General features: G+C 36.3%; 16 protein-coding genes and 1 tRNA gene. 6 read left to right on the top strand and 11 right to left on the bottom strand.

Annotated elements, in window-relative coordinates; translation table 11 throughout:
* The first annotated feature begins 48 nt into the window (after positions 1-48).
* Positions 49-555: a hypothetical protein gene (locus tag BXY58_RS12625; protein WP_120214223.1), complete on the top strand. Its 507-nt coding sequence runs from the start codon at positions 49-51 to the stop codon at positions 553-555.
* Positions 556-609: 54 nt separating this feature from the next.
* On the opposite strand, the gene BXY58_RS12620 is transcribed toward BXY58_RS12625, so the two are convergent.
* From BXY58_RS12620 to BXY58_RS12570, 11 genes are all read right to left on the bottom strand, one after another.
* Positions 610-2,058 carry a TolC family protein gene (locus BXY58_RS12620; RefSeq protein WP_120214379.1) on the bottom strand — a complete coding sequence of 483 codons (1,449 nt, stop codon included), beginning with the start codon at positions 2,056-2,058 and terminating at the stop codon, positions 610-612.
* Entirely contained in the window at positions 2,045-5,161 is a 3,117-nt protein-coding gene (locus BXY58_RS12615; protein ID WP_120214222.1) for an efflux RND transporter permease subunit, read from the bottom strand. Before BXY58_RS12615 ends, BXY58_RS12620 begins: the two co-directional genes overlap by 14 nt.
* Before the next feature lie 17 nt (positions 5,162-5,178).
* On the bottom strand, positions 5,179-6,267 hold the full coding sequence (locus BXY58_RS12610) for an efflux RND transporter periplasmic adaptor subunit (RefSeq protein WP_120214221.1): 1,089 nt from the start codon (positions 6,265-6,267) through the stop codon (positions 5,179-5,181).
* A gap of 60 nt (positions 6,268-6,327) precedes the next feature.
* A complete protein-coding gene (locus BXY58_RS16870; protein ID WP_147366846.1) occupies positions 6,328-6,531 on the bottom strand; it encodes a hypothetical protein in 204 nt (67 codons plus the stop codon).
* Positions 6,532-6,838: 307 nt separating this feature from the next.
* Positions 6,839-6,912 (bottom strand) — tRNA-Ile (locus BXY58_RS12600).
* Between the two features lie 62 nt (positions 6,913-6,974).
* Positions 6,975-7,373 (bottom strand): methylmalonyl-CoA epimerase, encoded by a 399-nt coding sequence (mce, locus tag BXY58_RS12595; RefSeq protein ID WP_120214219.1) that lies wholly within the window; start codon positions 7,371-7,373, stop codon positions 6,975-6,977.
* Positions 7,374-7,588: 215 nt separating this feature from the next.
* Positions 7,589-8,350 carry a triose-phosphate isomerase gene (gene tpiA, locus BXY58_RS12590; protein ID WP_120214218.1) on the bottom strand — a complete coding sequence of 254 codons (762 nt, stop codon included), beginning with the start codon at positions 8,348-8,350 and terminating at the stop codon, positions 7,589-7,591.
* Between the two features lie 7 nt (positions 8,351-8,357).
* A complete protein-coding gene (locus BXY58_RS12585) occupies positions 8,358-8,708 on the bottom strand; it encodes a tellurite resistance TerB family protein (protein WP_120214217.1) in 351 nt (116 codons plus the stop codon).
* An 8-nt stretch (positions 8,709-8,716) separates the two neighbouring features.
* Positions 8,717-9,793, bottom strand: coding sequence for a BT_3928 family protein (locus BXY58_RS12580; RefSeq protein ID WP_120214216.1), 1,077 nt, complete (start codon positions 9,791-9,793; stop codon positions 8,717-8,719).
* A 25-nt stretch (positions 9,794-9,818) separates the two neighbouring features.
* The gene (locus tag BXY58_RS12575) at positions 9,819-10,193 is read right to left on the bottom strand and encodes an NTF2 fold immunity protein (RefSeq protein ID WP_120214215.1); all 375 of its coding nucleotides are present in this window, start codon (positions 10,191-10,193) and stop codon (positions 9,819-9,821) included.
* Between the two features lie 24 nt (positions 10,194-10,217).
* Positions 10,218-10,760, bottom strand: a complete 543-nt coding sequence (locus BXY58_RS12570; protein ID WP_120214214.1) for a DUF1599 domain-containing protein — start codon at positions 10,758-10,760, stop codon at positions 10,218-10,220.
* 99 nt (positions 10,761-10,859) lie between these two features.
* On the opposite strand from BXY58_RS12570, the gene BXY58_RS12565 reads away from it, so the two are divergent.
* The 5 genes from BXY58_RS12565 (at position 10,860) to rpsF (ending at position 16,297) form a co-directional block, all read left to right on the top strand.
* Positions 10,860-11,927 carry a DUF2891 domain-containing protein gene (locus BXY58_RS12565; RefSeq protein WP_120214378.1) on the top strand — a complete coding sequence of 356 codons (1,068 nt, stop codon included), beginning with the start codon at positions 10,860-10,862 and terminating at the stop codon, positions 11,925-11,927.
* A 50-nt stretch (positions 11,928-11,977) separates the two neighbouring features.
* Positions 11,978-12,811: a dihydropteroate synthase gene (folP, locus tag BXY58_RS12560; protein ID WP_229728457.1), complete on the top strand. Its 834-nt coding sequence runs from the start codon at positions 11,978-11,980 to the stop codon at positions 12,809-12,811.
* 2 nt (positions 12,812-12,813) lie between these two features.
* Complete coding sequence (locus BXY58_RS12555; protein ID WP_120214213.1) at positions 12,814-14,157, top strand: chloride channel protein; 1,344 nt, start codon at positions 12,814-12,816, stop codon at positions 14,155-14,157.
* A 141-nt stretch (positions 14,158-14,298) separates the two neighbouring features.
* Positions 14,299-15,831, top strand: coding sequence for a GEVED domain-containing protein (locus tag BXY58_RS12550; RefSeq protein WP_120214212.1), 1,533 nt, complete (start codon positions 14,299-14,301; stop codon positions 15,829-15,831).
* A 124-nt stretch (positions 15,832-15,955) separates the two neighbouring features.
* A complete protein-coding gene (gene rpsF / locus BXY58_RS12545) occupies positions 15,956-16,297 on the top strand; it encodes a 30S ribosomal protein S6 (protein ID WP_027382073.1) in 342 nt (113 codons plus the stop codon).
* The last annotated feature ends 15 nt before the right edge of the window (positions 16,298-16,312 follow it).

Raw genomic sequence — 16,312 nt, 5'->3', positions numbered from 1 at the left:
GATCTGCGTGCTGCAATCGGTTATATTTGTTTTTTAATTGATTATCAAATGAATATCATATCAAAATTTACTGTCGGATCAGAGCGAGGTGTTGATCTTTTGTTAGAACTAAAAGAAGTGCAATTGAAGGAGATGTATCAAGATCTATTAGATGCTAATGAACTCGAAATTTTTTTGGAGAATGAGCTCGACAGAAGAACTATTATTAATGAACTGAATGATCTCAGCACACAGCTGATCATTGTATTTCAAGAAGAGAAAGCTGTAGGATATGCAATTCTTAAAAACTCCTTTGAGCAACCTAAAATTTTAGAGGGCCAAAAAGCTATCCAATTTTCTTTTTTTGTTCTTCATGACTATCATAAATCTGAGGTTTTCCAATCACTGTGGGAAAAATGTTTATCGGTTACACGCAATTATTCGCATTGGACAGAGATTCCTGAAAATGATTTGTTAATTCCAACTTTAGAGAGTTTTGGATTTAATATCTCCGAACAATTGCTATTGAAACCCTTTGACTTGCCAGGCTATGTTATGATCCGAAAAAATTATTAACCGGCTGGCTTAAAATTAAAAGAGCCAAAATAATCTGGCTCTTTTTTATAAAAATTAATTCAATCTCCCTCCCAAAGCTTTAAACAGCAACACATTATTCCTTGTATTCTCGTGCTGGAATTTAAGTAAGTCCAATTCAGCCTGAAGCTTGCTTTTTTGGGCATTAATCAATTCAAAATAATTGGCATAACCCGTGATGTACAAATCATTGGAAACCTCGATTCCTTTGTCGAGAAATTTCACTTCTTCTTCTTTTAAATCTAAAACCCGGTGAAATATTTTGGTCTGTTTTAAAATAGACTGAAGTTCATTAAAAGCCGTTGTTACACTTTTCTGATAATTTAAAAATGCAATTTCCTGTTCGCTGTTAGCAATATTAAACTCATATTTCAACTGTCCTTTATTGAAAACAGGAACCATCAATCCGCCTAGAAGCTGACCTGCCAAAGAAGCAGGTTTGAAAATCGTTTCAACTGAAAAAGAATTCAATCCGAAGGTTGCGCCCAAATCAATTTTTGGATAAAATGCCGCTCTCGCTGCTTTTGCATTGGCGTGTGAAGCTTGTAAAGAATAGAAATTGGAAACCACATCCGGTCGCGAGTGAATAACCGCATCAACATTGATGTTTTTATTTAACATTTCAAAGTTGGTTGGCAAAAGTGTCGGACTCCTGTCGATTTCCCCGCCGTAAACTCCTGTCAATGTGGCGATGGCTTGTTTTACTGTAACGATTTCAACTTTAATATGTTCAATTTCTGCTAACCAGTTATTATTCTGAGCCTTAAACTGCTGAACTGCAAGTTCTGTCACCTTCCCGACTTCACGTTGTGCCTTAATGATTTCAAAAGCTCTTTTCTGTAAATTGTAATTGTCCTGATAAATTTTCAGACGTTTATCTAAAGCAATTAAATCATAATACAGATTGGCGATATCCGTAAACAAATCGATTTGAAGCAACTTCAAACCTTCTTCTGAAGCCAGAAATTTATTCTGAGCGGAAAGCTTTTTATTTTTGAGTTTTCCCCACGCATCGATTTCCCAGCTACTTCTTGCGCCCATCCAGTAATTCGGGGTAAAAGTCGTGTTGATTCTCTGCTGATCATTAATATTCTGAGAAAGATTGGTATCGTAATTCCCCACTCCTTCCATCGTATATTTTCCATAACGGTCGCCCGAAACAATCGCTCCGACATCCAATGAAGGAAGCAGTTCTGTTTTTGAACGTTTCAGGAAGCTGTTGGCCATTTCGACTCTTTGCTGAGCAATTTTAAAATCCGGATTGGCCTGTTTTACCTGTTCGAAAAGTTTCAGAAGATTCTGATCTGTGAAATAGGTACTCAAATCAATTCCGGTAAAATCTCCGCTGTTCGGAATGGCTTCCGAGGTTTGTAATTCAGGCGTTTCTTTTACTTCTTTTATCGCAGTTACTTTTGGGACGGCACAAGACGTTAATGCCAATGCTGCTGCGCTCCAGACTACGAGTTTCAATTTATTTCTTTTCATTCTTCTTTCTGTTTTCAAGGGTTGCGAAAAAAATGTATAATCCCGGAATAATAATCAGTCCGAAAACGGTTCCGATGAACATTCCACCTGCGGCTGCGGTTCCGATCGAACGGTTTCCGATAGCTCCCGCTCCGGAAGCAATACACAACGGAATCAATCCTGCAATAAATGCAAATGAGGTCATCAAAATCGGACGGAGACGCTGTTTTGCCCCCTCAATCGCTGCGGAAATAATATCATTTCCTTCTTTATGACTTGCGACGGCAAATTCTACAATCAGGATGGCATTTTTAGCCAATAATCCAATTAACATTACCAAGGCAACCTGTGCGTAAATGTTGTTATCCAATCCGCAAACCAGCAAGGCAATGTAAGAACCGAAAATCCCTGTGGGTAAACTCAGTAAAACCGGCATCGGTAAAAGGAAACTTTCGTATTGAGCTGCTAATAATAGATAGACGAAAACCAAACAGACAATGAAAATATAAACCGTTTGATTTCCCGACAGAATTTCCTCCCTTGTCATTCCCGACCATTCGATTTCAAAACCTTTGGGAAGGCTTTCTTCGGCAATTTTTTCGACGGCAGCAATCGCATCTCCGGAACTGTAGCCTTCGGATGGTTCACCATTAATCATTGCAGACATATACATATTGTAACGGGTTAAAACTTCCGGTCCATACACCCTTTCAATCGTGATGAAAGTTGAGAAAGGAACCATTTCGCCTTTATCATTTTTTAAATATAAATTCAGGATACTTTCGGGCGTTTCACGGTATTCCGGACTTGCCTGAACCATCACTTTGTACATCTGTCTGAATCGGATAAAATTGGTTGCGTAATAAGAACCGAGCATCGTCTGCAACGTCGACATCGCATTATCCACCGATATTCCTTTTTTCGAAGCCATATCATAATCAATATTGATCATATATTGCGGGAAAGTGGCATCAAAACTTGTAAAACTGTTTTTCAGTTCGGGCGTTTCATTCAGTTTCTTGACAAAATCTTTCGTGACTTTATCCATATTTTCGATACTTCCGCCCGTTCTGTCGAGAAGACGAAGCTCAAAACCACTCGTGTTACCAAATCCGGGAACAGTTGGCGGTGCAAAAGCTTCGATTTCAGCGTCGGAAATCACTTTTGTTTTTTCTGTTAATTCTTTAATGAAATCTTCGATGGATTTATCTCTTTCGCTCCAGTCTTTCAGGTTAATCATCGCCATTCCATAGGATGAACCGGCAATTTCTGTCACAACGCTGTACCCTGCCAAAGTCGTTACGTTTTCCACACCATCGATTTTTTTTGCAATCGCTGTGATTTCATCTAAAACTTTTTCTGTTCTTTCAACCGTTGCACCTTGAGGAGTTGTTACACTTACATACGCCATTCCCTGATCTTCCATCGGAATGAATCCTGAGGCTAAAAATTTGGTTGTTCCCCAAGTTAATACAATGAAAACCGTCAATAATCCAAAAGTTATGATGGTTCGGGTGGCAAATTTTGATAAAACCTTCACATATCCATTGGTTACTTTTTCAAGGAAAATATTAAACTTATTGAAGAATTTATCAATAATTCCTTTCTTTTTATCGTGATTGTGAGATTTTAAAATTAAAGCACATAAAGCCGGAGTCAGCGTTAATGCATTGATTCCGGAAATTACAATACTAATTGCCAGCGTTAATGAAAACTGTCGGTAAAAAACGCCGACCGGACCGTCCAGAAATGCTACAGGAAGAAACACTGCCGACATCACCAACGTAATGGCTACAACTGCTCCTGCAATTTCTTTTGTTGCAATCACTGTCGCTTCGTAAGGTGCATAACCTTCTTCCATTTTAACGTGAACCGCCTCGACGACGACAATTGCGTTATCGACGACAATTCCGATGGCTAAAACCAAGGCAAAAAGCGTCAACAAATTCACGGAGAAATCCAGCATATCCATAAACGCAAATGTTCCGACCAATGCGACAGGAACCGCCAAAACAGGAATCAGTGTAGAACGCCAATCCTGAAGGAAAAGGAAAACCACAATCGCCACGAGAATGAATGCTTCCACTAAAGTTTTTAAAACAGCACTTATCGAAGCATCCAAAAATCTCGAAACGTCATACGCCATATTGTAATCCATTCCGGGAGGGAAAGAATTGACTTTCAGTTCTGCCATTTTATCTTTCACATTCTGAATCACTTCCGAAGCGTTTGAACCCGGTCTCTGTTTCATCATAATCGATGCGGAAGGTCTGCCGTCTGTTTTTGAAACCATTCCGTACGTCATTGCACCAAATTCCACTTTGGCAATATCTTTCAGTTTTAAAATTGTTCCTTCTTCATCCGCTCTGATTGGAATTTCTTCGTATTGTTTAGGTTCAAAAAATTTACCTTTATACTTAACAACATATTGCAACTGACCTGCTTTTTTACCGGAAGATTCACCGACTTTTCCCGGAGCAGCGGAAATATTCTGTTTCTGAAGGGAATTCACAACTTCATCCGCTGAAATATTGTAAACCGCCATTTTCTGAGGGTCGAGCCAGACACGCATCGAATATTCTTTCTGCCCCATAATTTCAGCACGGCCTACTCCATCCAGACGCTTCAGTTCCTGAAGAACATTAATGTCAGTGAAGTTATAGATAAACTGCTCATCCTGACTTGGGTCTGTACTTGTAATGTTCAGATACATCAACATACTGTTCACCTCCTTCTCCGTGGTAACTCCCGCTCTGATTACTTCTTCGGGCAATTCATCCAAAATTGTTGTCACTCTGTTCTGAACATTTACCGCCGCTAAATCTGGATCTGTCCCGACTTCAAAAAAGACCTGAATTAAAGTCAGTCCGTCATTGGAAGTCACTGTTGACATATAAGTCATTCCCGGAACACCGTTAATGGCACGTTCCAAAGGCAAAGCCACTGCATCTGCAGAAACTTCGGCATTAGCTCCTGTATATTTTGCCGTCACCGTTACGGAAGGCGGAACAATGTCGGGGAATTGGGTAATGGGCATCTTCGTCAACGCCATAATTCCTACCAAAACAAAGACAATGGAAATCACCAACGAAAGAACCTTTCGTTTTATAAACATCTCTACCATAATTGATTATTTAAGAATTAAAGCCTGTTCTTGATTTTGATTTCGTCTCCGTCTTTGAGCGACTGAGTGCCTTCATAAATAATCAAATCTCCTTTTTTGAGACCGCTTTCCACGAGATAGGAATCCTTTAAAGCTGTTCCGACCTCGATGTTGGTCATCTTCACTTTATTGTTTCTATCTACCTTGAAAATGTAGGTTTTATCCTGAATCGAGAATGTTGCCTTCTGAGGAATCATCAATGCATTATTCTGAACTTCAGAAATCGTGAGTTTTCCAGAAGTTCCGTGTTTGATTAAACGATTAGGATTGGGAAATAAAACTTTATAGCGAATCGAACCTGTTGCTCTGTCGATTTCACTTTCTGCTGACTTTAAGGCACCATTAAACTGATATGCCATTCCGTTGGGAAGCGTTAATTCAATTTTCTGGTGTTTTCCTAATTTGTCATTCGCTAACAATTCGAAATATTGGTTTTCAGGAATTGAAAAATAGGCAAAAACCTCATCGAGCTGAGACAAAGTCGTGAGTAAAGTTCCGTTGGTTACCAGACTTCCGTCTTTGTGAGGAATAATATCAATTACCCCATCAAAAGGCGCTGTAACGGTTGTAAAACTAATTTTCTGCAACACCGTTTTTTTCTCTGCATCTGCAAAGGCGTGTTTTGCTTTTGCTGCAGATAATTTAGCTTTAACCAACTCCAGTTCGTTATTGGCAACGAATTTTTTGGCGTGAAGACTTTCAATCTGCTTTAATTCAACTTCGGCGATTCGCATATCGGCCTGAGTCTGCTTTATGGTTGCATTGGCTTTGAGAAGCTCCATCTGTAATTCGGCATCATTGATTTTGAATAAAGCCTGACCTCTTTTCACAAACTGACCTTCATTTACATAAATGTGATCTACGATTCCATCGATTCTTGAACGGATTTCGACATTTCTTTTAGCCTGAATATCCGTTACAAACTGATTGCTGACTAATGTATCTTTTTGCTTGACCTCAAAAACGGGTACTTCTTTGTTATCTTTATTTTTATTCTGGGCATTTTTACCACAAGAAACTACGCATACGAATGCAACAAGGCACTGTATGAAACTTTTTGTATTCATTATAGAATTTTTATTACTAAAACTTGACGAAAAATAATTTGGATTTTAGGTCTTGATGTTTTAGAATAACTGGAGAAGATGAAGGTATGATTTTATCGCACAGAAGAGAGTCGTAGAAATGACCTGATCCTGAACTTTTTCAGTTTTTAAAACAGTTTCTTCAGAATTCTTGAAGTAAGAACTGTGAATTTCTACAAATTGTTTGCTAACATTTTTGACGACAATTGTGACTGCCTTTGTATTTAGAAAGGTTTCTGTCATCATTTCTGCAATCAGTTCATGCGGACAAATGGAAGCTGAAGAACTGCGCAGGAAATTATCCGCCCATTGCGAATTGAACTGAGCAAATAAAAAAGAAAAACATAAAAAAATAAATGATTTGAAAGTTTGCCCCCTCACAGCATTGATAATTTTATCGTAGAAAAATAATTTTACAAATATAAGTCCTTTAGAATCTAGATTTCTTATTTGTAATGTTAAAAAATATTAAACTTAATGTATTATAATTACAACGTTTTTTATGTAAAAAAAATAAACCCTTGAAATATCTACATATTCAAGGGTTTTATTGTGGTCCCACCTGGGCTCGAACCAGGGACCACCTGATTATGAGTCAGGTGCTCTAACCAACTGAGCTATAGGACCTCAAAATTTGGTTAAATTTTGTGTGTGCAAAAATAACAAAATTTCTTTATCTACCAAACTTTTCAAGGTTTTTCTTGACACAATTCTACCAACACGCCATTGGTTGATTTAGGATGCAGAAAAACAACTAATTTGTTATCAGCACCTTCTTTCGGCTCTTCTGAAATGAAAATAAATCCTTCTTTTTTTAATCGTTCGATTTCAGTTTGGATATTTTCTACTCCAAATGCAATATGATGGATTCCTTCTCCTTTTTTATCGAGGAATTTAGCAATTGGACTTTCTGGATTTGAGGCTTCTAAAAGTTCGATTTTGCTTTCTCCAAGCTCGTAGAATGATGTTGTTACGCCTTCTCTTTCTACAGATTCGTGTTTGTAATTTGGTTTTCCCAAAAGCCGGGAAAACAAATCATCTGAGTCTGATAAAGATTTTACGGCTATTCCTAAGTGTTCTATTTTCATTGTATAATTTTGAATAATCCTCCATATAAAATGACAAAATTGGTTGGATGACAAATCCCATAGCCCCGATTGCAACGGCATCCTTTTTTGTTTTTGTTCCTCAGTTCGATTGAATGACAAATCGCCTAAAAACAAAAAAGATATAGTGGAAAGCGGGATTAAGCTCCTAAAAAACAAAGCTGACACCTTTCGTATCAGCTCTGACGATATATATTTTAAGCGTTGAATCCCTCAATAATTTTTGAAAAATCTTCAATTTTAAGTGCTGCACCGCCAATCAAACCGCCATCAACATCGGGTTGAGAAAAGATTTCTTTAGCGTTATCTGGTTTTACACTTCCTCCGTAAAGGATAGAAACTTCGTCAGCAACTTCTTTTCCGTATTTGTCAGCAATCAGGCTTCTGATGTAAGCATGAACTTCCTGAGCCTGCTCTGCGGTTGCTGTTTCGCCGGTTCCGATAGCCCAAACTGGTTCGTAAGCAATCACTACTTTTTTGATTTCTTCTGCAGATAAAGTAAAAAGAGCAGTTTCTGTTTGGTTTTTTACAACTTCGAAATGTCTTCCTGCTTTTCTTTCTTCCAATTTTTCGCCATTGCAATAGATTGGCGTCAAACCTTTGTCCAATAGCGCTTTTACTTTTCTATTGGCGTGGCTGTCGGTTTCTCCGTGGAAAGTTCTTCTCTCGGAATGCGAAACCAAACTTCCGTCTGCATCAACAGACGCCAACATATCAACAGAAATTTCGCCTGTATAAGCGCCACTTGCATACTCAGAAACGTCTTGAGAGAAAACGCCTACTTCTCCATTTTTGAAAACTTCTTTCGCAGTTGTAAGATACAAAGCTGGCGGAGCGATGTAAACCTCGCAGTTGGTCGTGTTATTTTTTTTGTATTCTAAGAGCTGAGCCATCAATTCCTGCGCTTCAGCATAAGTTTTATTCATTTTCCAGTTTCCTGCAACAATGTTCTTTCTCATTATATTTTTAATTTAAGTTCCAAATATTTTTTAATAATGTGTAGAATTGATGTTCTTCATCACTTACTTCATTATCAGCTTTAATCAGTGATTTTGCAAACTGGATAAAGTCTTTTCTTTCCGCTTCAGTAGAATCGTCTTCAAAACATTTTGCGTGAAATTCAAAATGGTCTTTCCACTGGTCAGAAGTGAGTTGTGCAATGATTTCCAATTCGTCATCCAGATTGAGACGGAACGGAAATTCTTCTGCCATATATTCCTGAACTTTCAGCCCTTCTTCTGGCTTGATAATGCCGTCCACAGCGGACAAAATCATTAATAAATGATAGCCTGCGATAGGTTTATTTGATTTTCTCATTATATAATTTAATCTTGATTTAAATAATCTTTTGCTCCTAATTTTTCCACTATTTTTCCTTTTTCCAAAATCAATATAAAAGGATTGCTTCTCGCGATGGTTTTGATTGCGATTTCGTCCATTAGATAATTTGGGATTTGTTTATAGAAATTAGGCTGTGTGCTGATTCCGTAGACCTTTGCTTTTTCAGTCAAAGCTTTAGTTTCTATTTTTTTAACCAACTCGGAATCTGCCTCTTTTGGTTTGTATGTGAACACTAAAACAACTCTTGATTCCTTCAGGATTTCGTCTGTAATTGGATTTCCATTGGCGTCTTCTACTTTGAATTTTGAGATTTCTGATTCGTAACCTTTTTTAGCAATTTCGGAAGTTGTTTTTCCATCTTCGATTTGCCAGTTGGTGTCTTTCCAATATTCTTTGTTGATGTATTCGTCCTGATCTACTTTTTTAACCTCGTTGGTTTTAGAATTTTTAAGTGAATAAAAAGTCTTATATTCAGAAGGATTTTGTGCTATTTTTTGTTTCTCAGCCGCTAAATCAGTTCCAATAGAATAAGCTCTGAAATCTATCATCGGCTCGTGAGCAATTCCTCTGTACATCACGAAAATCATTATTAAAATAAAAACACCTAGCAATGGTAATTTTCCAAATCTTACCTTTTCATCTTCTTCTCTTTTTCTATAAAGAAAAGCTAATACGATTAATAAAACCAAAAGTGTAATATCTTTCCAGAATGATTGCCAAGGCGTGAATTTCAGAGCATCTCCGAAACATCCACAATCTGTTACAACATTATAATAAGCTGAATAAAACGTAAGAAAACCAAAGAAAACACAAAGTCCAATCAATGCATAAAGCGTTTCTTTAAGCTTGATTTTCATCAATAACATAAATCCTAAAACCAACTCCAGAACAACAACAATGATTGAAAATGCCAAAGCATATTTTTCCAAAAACGGTAAATTGAAAACAATTGGAGAGAAATACTCTTCCAACTTGAAAGAGAATCCTTTTAAGTCAACTGCTTTTACAAATCCTGAAGCAATAAATATTAGTGAAACAATATATCGTAAAATTGTGCGCATAGTTTTTATTAAATTTAATTCAAAATTATTTTCCGTGAGTCATTCTTTTTATTTCGCCAGTTCTGTCATCAATTATAATTTGAAATACACCACCTATTTCATTCTTTTTTTGACTCCCTTCGATTAGCCAAAAATTATTCACACGATATGTTTTATATGGTTTTTGTTTTATAATATTGGCTTTACCATATATTTGAAAAAGCGCTGATTCCGCAATTCCTATAATAGTTCTTTTATCGAAAAGATGATTTCTTGTTTTCTTAACTATAACATTATGAAGTGTTTCATTATTTAAGCTTATTTCGACAAATTTTCTTGCTCTTGCTAATTCGGGCGATTTAGTTTGACAAAAAGTATTTGTGAAAAATAATAATATAAATATTTGAATTACTTTTTTCATCCTATAATCCAATCCATCCGTAAATTATTTGAATTGGTTAAATTTAATCAGACAAAAAACTGCATAATTCAGCATATCAAAATAGTTGGCATCCAAACCTTCGGAAACCAAAGTCTTTCCTTGATTATCTTCTATCTGCTTAGTTCGCAAAACTTTTTGATAAATCAAATCTGTAATGGACGAAATTCTCATATCTCTCCAAGCTTCGCCATAATCGTGATTTTTGCGTTCCATCAATTCTTTTGCTTTTTGAGCGTAAGAATCATAAAGATTAATGATTTCTTCTGGATTAGCATTTAGTTCATCAGAAAAACCTTTCTCCAACTGAATTAATCCAATAATAGAATAATTGATAATCGCAATGAATTCGTCTTCCTCGCTTTCATCCACCATTTTCACATCCGTCATTTGCAACGTTCTGATTCTGCTTACTTTGATGTAGATTTGGTCTGTAATAGAACTTGGACGAAGGACGCGCCAAGCGGTTCCATAATCTTTCATTTTCTTTTGAAAAAGGTCTCTGCAAGCCTTGATAACGTCGTCAAACTGGGCGGATGTATTGTGCATAAATCTGTCTAATTGGTCAAAGATACAAATTTAGTTGTTTTTAATTTTTGATTGCCAACCAGAAAAATTATCTATTTTTATGATTCTAAAATTTTTTTTATGCGATTTGCCGTTTCTTTTTTTCTGATATCTTCTGTTTTTATCAATGCTCAACAGAAATTGGAACTGACAACAGAAATGGCCAATAAGCTCGCCTCGATGCCATTGAAATGTATCAATCAAGAGTACCCGAATAAAACCGCACACGTCATCAATGCTGAAAAAGATGCGATTTTGACTCCAAAACAATTGCATCCCAGTTTTTATGGTTGTTTTGATTGGCACAGTTCTGTCCACGGACATTGGATGTTGGTGAGATTATTGAGAACTGTTGAGGATTTGGAAAATAGAGACAAAATCATTTCTATTCTGGATGACTCTTTTTCGCCTGAAAAAATCAAAGAAGAAGCGTCTTATTTTACTAAATATCAAGTCGCGCAAAATTTTGAAAGAACTTACGGTTGGGCTTGGGTTTTGAAATTGGATGAAGAATTAGCAAGATGGAATCATCCAAAAGCCAAAATCTGGCATCAAAATTTAAAACCTTTGACAGATGAAATTCTCAGACTTTGGAAAGCTTATTTACCCAAACAAACATATCCCAACAGAACTGGCGTTCATCCTAATACCGCATTTGCAATGAGTTTCGCCATCGACTGGGCAAGGCAAGTCGGAGGTCAATCATTTGAGACAGAATTATCGGAAAAAGCTAAAATTTTCTATTTAAATAATACTAAAACACCAGCTTATCTGGAACCTGATGGAAGCGATTTCTTTTCACCAAGTCTGGAAATTGCAGAGTTGATGAGCAGAATTTTACCTCAAAGAGAATTTGAGAAATGGCTTAATCAGTTTTATGAAAAAAGAAGCTTAGAAAACATTGAGCAAATCCCTATAATAAGTGATGTTAATGATTATCAAACAGTACATCTTGTGGGACTATCATTTTCGAAAGCTTGGGCAATGAAAAATATCATCAAAGTTTTGCCAGAAAAGAATTCCATTAGAAAACAATTTGAAATTTCAAGGGAAAAATTCATTGAAAACTCTTTACCAATTATTTTTCAAGGTAATTATGGAGGCGACCATTGGTTAGCCAGTTTTGCGGTTTATGCATTGACTAATTAAAATAATATTTTTTACACAAAATTTACTTTACATTCTTATCAAAATTTCAAATGGAATTTTCTGTTACCAATTCTAATCCATCAAAGTTTTTCTCAATCAACTGTAACGGCAGATTGATTGATTTGTCAAAACCAAAACTAATGGGAATTTTGAATCTAACGCCAGATTCTTTTTCTGATGGCGGAAAGTTTAATAATGAAAAATCAGCTTTGCAACAAACTGAAAATTTATTGAAAAACGGTGCAACAATTATCGACATTGGCGCACAATCAACCCGTCCAAATGCGGAATTTTTAAAGGCTGATGAAGAAATCAGAAGAATTGGAAATGTGATTTCATTAATCAAAAAAGAATTTCCGGAAAGTTTGATTTCTTTAGACACATTTTATTCTGATGTTGTCCAATTTGGTTATGATGAAGGAATTGATATCGTGAATGATATTTCTGCAGGCCAGTTTGATTCTGAACTTTTGGACACAGTTTCAAAAACCGGTTTACCATATATATTGATGCATATTAATCCGACTTATGATTCGATGCACGATAAAATTAAATTCGATGATATTATTATTTCTATCAATCGATTTTTCTCGGAAAAAGTCAATCTTTTAAGACAAAAAGGAATCAAAGATATTATTCTCGACCCTGGATTCGGATTCGGGAAAACAATTGAAGACCAATATCAAATGATTGAGGATTTTGATTATATCGGATTTGGAAAAATGCCAATTCTTGCTGGTATTTCAAAAAAATCGTTCATCTATAAACCTCTTGGGAAACAACCGAACGAAGTTGATAAAGAAACATTAGATTTACATCATAAGTTATTAGGAAAAGGAACAAATATTATTCGGCTTCATAATCCGGAAAGTTTGAAACTCTGAGTATGAAAAAAATCCTTCTCTACATAAGGAAAGTTCTCAAAAAATCTTTTGATAATATCAGAAATGAACGCTTGAAACAGAATATCCTTCAGGCTGTTCCTTTTTGGATTGGTTCTATTATTACAGGATTGATTGCGGTTTTGTATGCGCAAGTTTTTGCCTTCGGAGAAGAGATGCTTCATAAGATTTTGGATTGGCATCTTTGGATGATTTTCATTCTTGCGCCAGGTGGATTTGTATTGTCCTGGTGGCTGGTGAAAAAATATGCGCCATTTGCAAAAGGCAGCGGAATCCCACAGGTAATGGCCGCCGTAGAATTGGCCAACCCGAGAGATAATTACCTCATTCAGAAGCTGCTTAGCTTCAGAATTCTTTTGATTAAAATCCTTTCAAGTTTTGTGTTGGTAACATCTGGAGGCGCCATTGGGCGGGAGGGTCCGACAATCCAGATTGCCGGTTCTATCTTTCGAAAAGTCTATGAACTGCTCCCCGATTGGTGGCCAAAAATTTCGAAAAAAAATATGATTCTGACGGGTGCGGCAGCCGGACTTTCTGCAGCGTTCAACACACCACTCGGCGGAATTGTTTTCGCAGTCGAAGAATTATCCAAAACTCATATCAATTACTTTAAAACGGCTCTTTTTACAGCGGTGATTATTGCTGGACTTACAGCACAAACTTTGGCTGGTTCTTATCTCTATTTAGGCTATCCAAAAACACAAGGTATGACTTTGTGGATTATGTTTCCTATTATTCTTGTTTCCGGAATCGCAGGAATCTTAAGCAGTCAGCTTTCCGTAGCAATGCTGAAAATCAACCGACTCAAAAGAAAACTAAAAACCAACTCATCCAATATTATTTTTCTAATAATCTGTGGATTGATTGTGGCTACAATCGCCTATTTTGTTAATAGGGATATATTAGGTTCTGGGAAAGATATTATTGAGCGAGTTTTATTTACAGATAACAAAACCGAAGCCTGGTATGTTCCGATTCTCAGAATGTTGGGACCAGCATTAGCTTTTACTTCTGGTGGCGCTGGTGGAATTTTCGCTCCGGCATTGTCAACAGGCGCCTCTATCGGAAGCGTCTTCGCCGCAGTTATGAATCTTACTGATAATGAAACTAATGTTCTGATTCTCGCAGGAATGGTGGCTTTTCTCACCGGAATCACCAGAGCACCCTTTACTTCCGCAATTTTAGTATTGGAAATGACAGACAGACATTCATTGATATTTCATCTGATGCTGGCAGGAATGATGTCTTCCCTTTTTTCGGTTCTGATAAGTCGGCATTCTTTGTATGAAGAATTGAAGTTAAGTTTCTTAAGAGAGATAAAAAAATGAACTGAAGTATTTAAAACAACACAATTGTTAGGATTCAATAAATTTAGATTTTTGATTTATAATTGATATTTTTTTAGATAAAAATTTGTTTATTTTAAAATTATTTAGTTAAATTTGATAGAATTTAAAAAAAATTAATTTATGAAAAAACATTTACTTAATTTGGTTTTGCTATCAATTCCTTTCTTTGGTTTTGCACAAAGCAATGTTTTATTGAATGAAAACTTCCAAGCCGGTACACTTCCTGCAACTTGGACAGTACAACAATCTAATCCTGTTGAGACTTGGCATGTTGAAGATCCTCTTGGGGGTACAGATTATAGAGCAACTGTAAATTATGATGAATCAACGGCAGCTCAAAACGAATGGCTCATTACACCTAGTTTAGATTTTAGTGAAAGTACTACTTATACCTTGACTGCTAATATTGGATTAAGCTATTATTGGGCTGTAGATCCTGAAAACAACTATGATGCATTCATCAAGGTGTCGACTGACAATGGAGCAAATTGGACACAAGTTTGGTCGGAAAATGATTTGGGAGTATTCACTAACTGGGTTATGAATCCTGTGACTGTTAATTTATCTTCTTATGCTGGAAATGCCAATGTAAAAATTGCATTTCAATATGTTGGAGCAGATGGGGCTGCTTTATATGTTGACAATATAAAAGTACAAAAACCGGCTTCTTCAGCTCCTGATTGTGCAACACCGGCTTTACCAGCCAACGCAGCAACAGGTGTATCCTATTCATCAGTGGCATTATCTTGGACAGCTCCTTCATCTGGCAGTTCAGTTGACTCATATGATGTATATCTTGATAAAAATACTACCCCAACGACACTACTTACTAATGTTACAGGAACGACCTATACAGCAACTAATCTAGATCCTTCCTCAACATACTATTGGAGAATAGTGCCTAAAAATACTGCAGGTTCAGCTTCTGGTTGTGTCGTGTATTCTTTTACAACTATGGCACCAACCTATTGTACTGCAGGTGCAACATCTACAAGTTGGGAAAAAATCAGTAACGTAACATTTGCGGATATCAATAACAATTCAACAGCTACTGCTGGTTATGAGGATTTTACTGCCGTTACGGGTAATGTAGAGGCAGGATCAACTTACACCTTTACAGCATCGTTCACTGGAACTTCTTATGATGCAGATCAAGTAACTGTTTGGATAGATTTGAATAATGACAAGGATTTCAATGATGCTGGAGAACAAGTTTTAGTAACTGCAATAAAAAAATCTCCTTGGACAGGTTCTATCACTATCCCTGCAAGTGCTACTATTGGTACAACCCGTATGAGAGTTAGATTAAATGATACTAGTTCTTCTTCATCTAATACTACTCCTTGTGGAACGTCTACATTTGGGCAGGTGGAAGATTATACTTTAAATATTGGACAATTAGCCGTTAACGACGTTTCTAAAAACGGCATCAAAGCTTATCCAAACCCGGTTAAAGACATCTTTACTATTGAAGCCCAAGGAAAAATCAAATCTGTTAAAGTATTTGATGTAACAGGCAAGCAATTATTAACTAAAGATTTAAATGAAGCGACGTCTAAAATTGATTTCACTAAATTTAATTCAGGCGTTTATGTTGTAACTACTACAATGGAAGATGGTTCTACAACTTCTACAAAAGTGATCAAGAAATAAAATCTAAATCATATTGTTAATTAACCTGCAGAAATTCTGCAGGTTTTTTTGTTATAAATAATTGTAGTTCGGAAAAAAGTTGTACTTTTGCAACTCGAATTTTTAATTAAAATTAATTAACATTATGAACAATTACGAAACTGTTTTCATTTTAACTCCCGTTCTATCTGATGCTCAGGTGGAGGAAGCAGTGAAAAAATTTGAAGATCTATTGACTTCAAACAATTGCGAAATCGTTGCCAAAGAAAATTGGGGACTTAAGAAATTGGCTTATCCTATCCAATTGAAAAAGAATGGTTTTTATACCTTGATCGAATTCAAAGGAGAAGGAACTGTAGTTGCAGACCTGGAAACTGCATTCAAACGTGATGAGAGAGTGATTCGTTACCTAACGACTAAACTTGACAAGCACGCTGTAGATTATGCAGTAACAAGAAGAAGCAAACTAAAATCTGCGAAAGCTTAATTCATTAACCCTTAA

It is taken from the genome of Epilithonimonas arachidiradicis, from assembly GCF_003610695.1.
In the GTDB taxonomy this organism is placed as follows: domain Bacteria; phylum Bacteroidota; class Bacteroidia; order Flavobacteriales; family Weeksellaceae; genus Epilithonimonas; species Epilithonimonas arachidiradicis.
This window is presented reverse-complemented; position numbering and strand designations above follow the sequence as displayed.

Coding starts and splice junctions, on each gene's coding strand:
- rpsF (WP_027382073.1), top strand. CDS start 15,956: ATGAACAATTACGAAACTGTTTTCATTTTAACTCCCGTTCTATCTGAT.
- BXY58_RS12625 (WP_120214223.1), top strand. CDS start 49: ATGAATATCATATCAAAATTTACTGTCGGATCAGAGCGAGGTGTTGAT.
- BXY58_RS12555 (WP_120214213.1), top strand. CDS start 12,814: ATGAAAAAAATCCTTCTCTACATAAGGAAAGTTCTCAAAAAATCTTTT.
- tpiA (WP_120214218.1), bottom strand. CDS start 8,350: ATGAGAAAGAACATTGTTGCAGGAAACTGGAAAATGAATAAAACTTAT.
- BXY58_RS16870 (WP_147366846.1), bottom strand. CDS start 6,531: ATGATGACAGAAACCTTTCTAAATACAAAGGCAGTCACAATTGTCGTC.
- BXY58_RS12565 (WP_120214378.1), top strand. CDS start 10,860: ATGCGATTTGCCGTTTCTTTTTTTCTGATATCTTCTGTTTTTATCAAT.
- mce (WP_120214219.1), bottom strand. CDS start 7,373: ATGAAAATAGAACACTTAGGAATAGCCGTAAAATCTTTATCAGACTCA.
- BXY58_RS12570 (WP_120214214.1), bottom strand. CDS start 10,760: ATGCACAATACATCCGCCCAGTTTGACGACGTTATCAAGGCTTGCAGA.
- BXY58_RS12575 (WP_120214215.1), bottom strand. CDS start 10,193: ATGAAAAAAGTAATTCAAATATTTATATTATTATTTTTCACAAATACT.
- folP (WP_229728457.1), top strand. CDS start 11,978: ATGGAATTTTCTGTTACCAATTCTAATCCATCAAAGTTTTTCTCAATC.
- BXY58_RS12580 (WP_120214216.1), bottom strand. CDS start 9,793: ATGCGCACAATTTTACGATATATTGTTTCACTAATATTTATTGCTTCA.
- BXY58_RS12610 (WP_120214221.1), bottom strand. CDS start 6,267: ATGAATACAAAAAGTTTCATACAGTGCCTTGTTGCATTCGTATGCGTA.
- BXY58_RS12615 (WP_120214222.1), bottom strand. CDS start 5,161: ATGGTAGAGATGTTTATAAAACGAAAGGTTCTTTCGTTGGTGATTTCC.
- BXY58_RS12550 (WP_120214212.1), top strand. CDS start 14,299: ATGAAAAAACATTTACTTAATTTGGTTTTGCTATCAATTCCTTTCTTT.
- BXY58_RS12620 (WP_120214379.1), bottom strand. CDS start 2,058: ATGAAAAGAAATAAATTGAAACTCGTAGTCTGGAGCGCAGCAGCATTG.
- BXY58_RS12585 (WP_120214217.1), bottom strand. CDS start 8,708: ATGAGAAAATCAAATAAACCTATCGCAGGCTATCATTTATTAATGATT.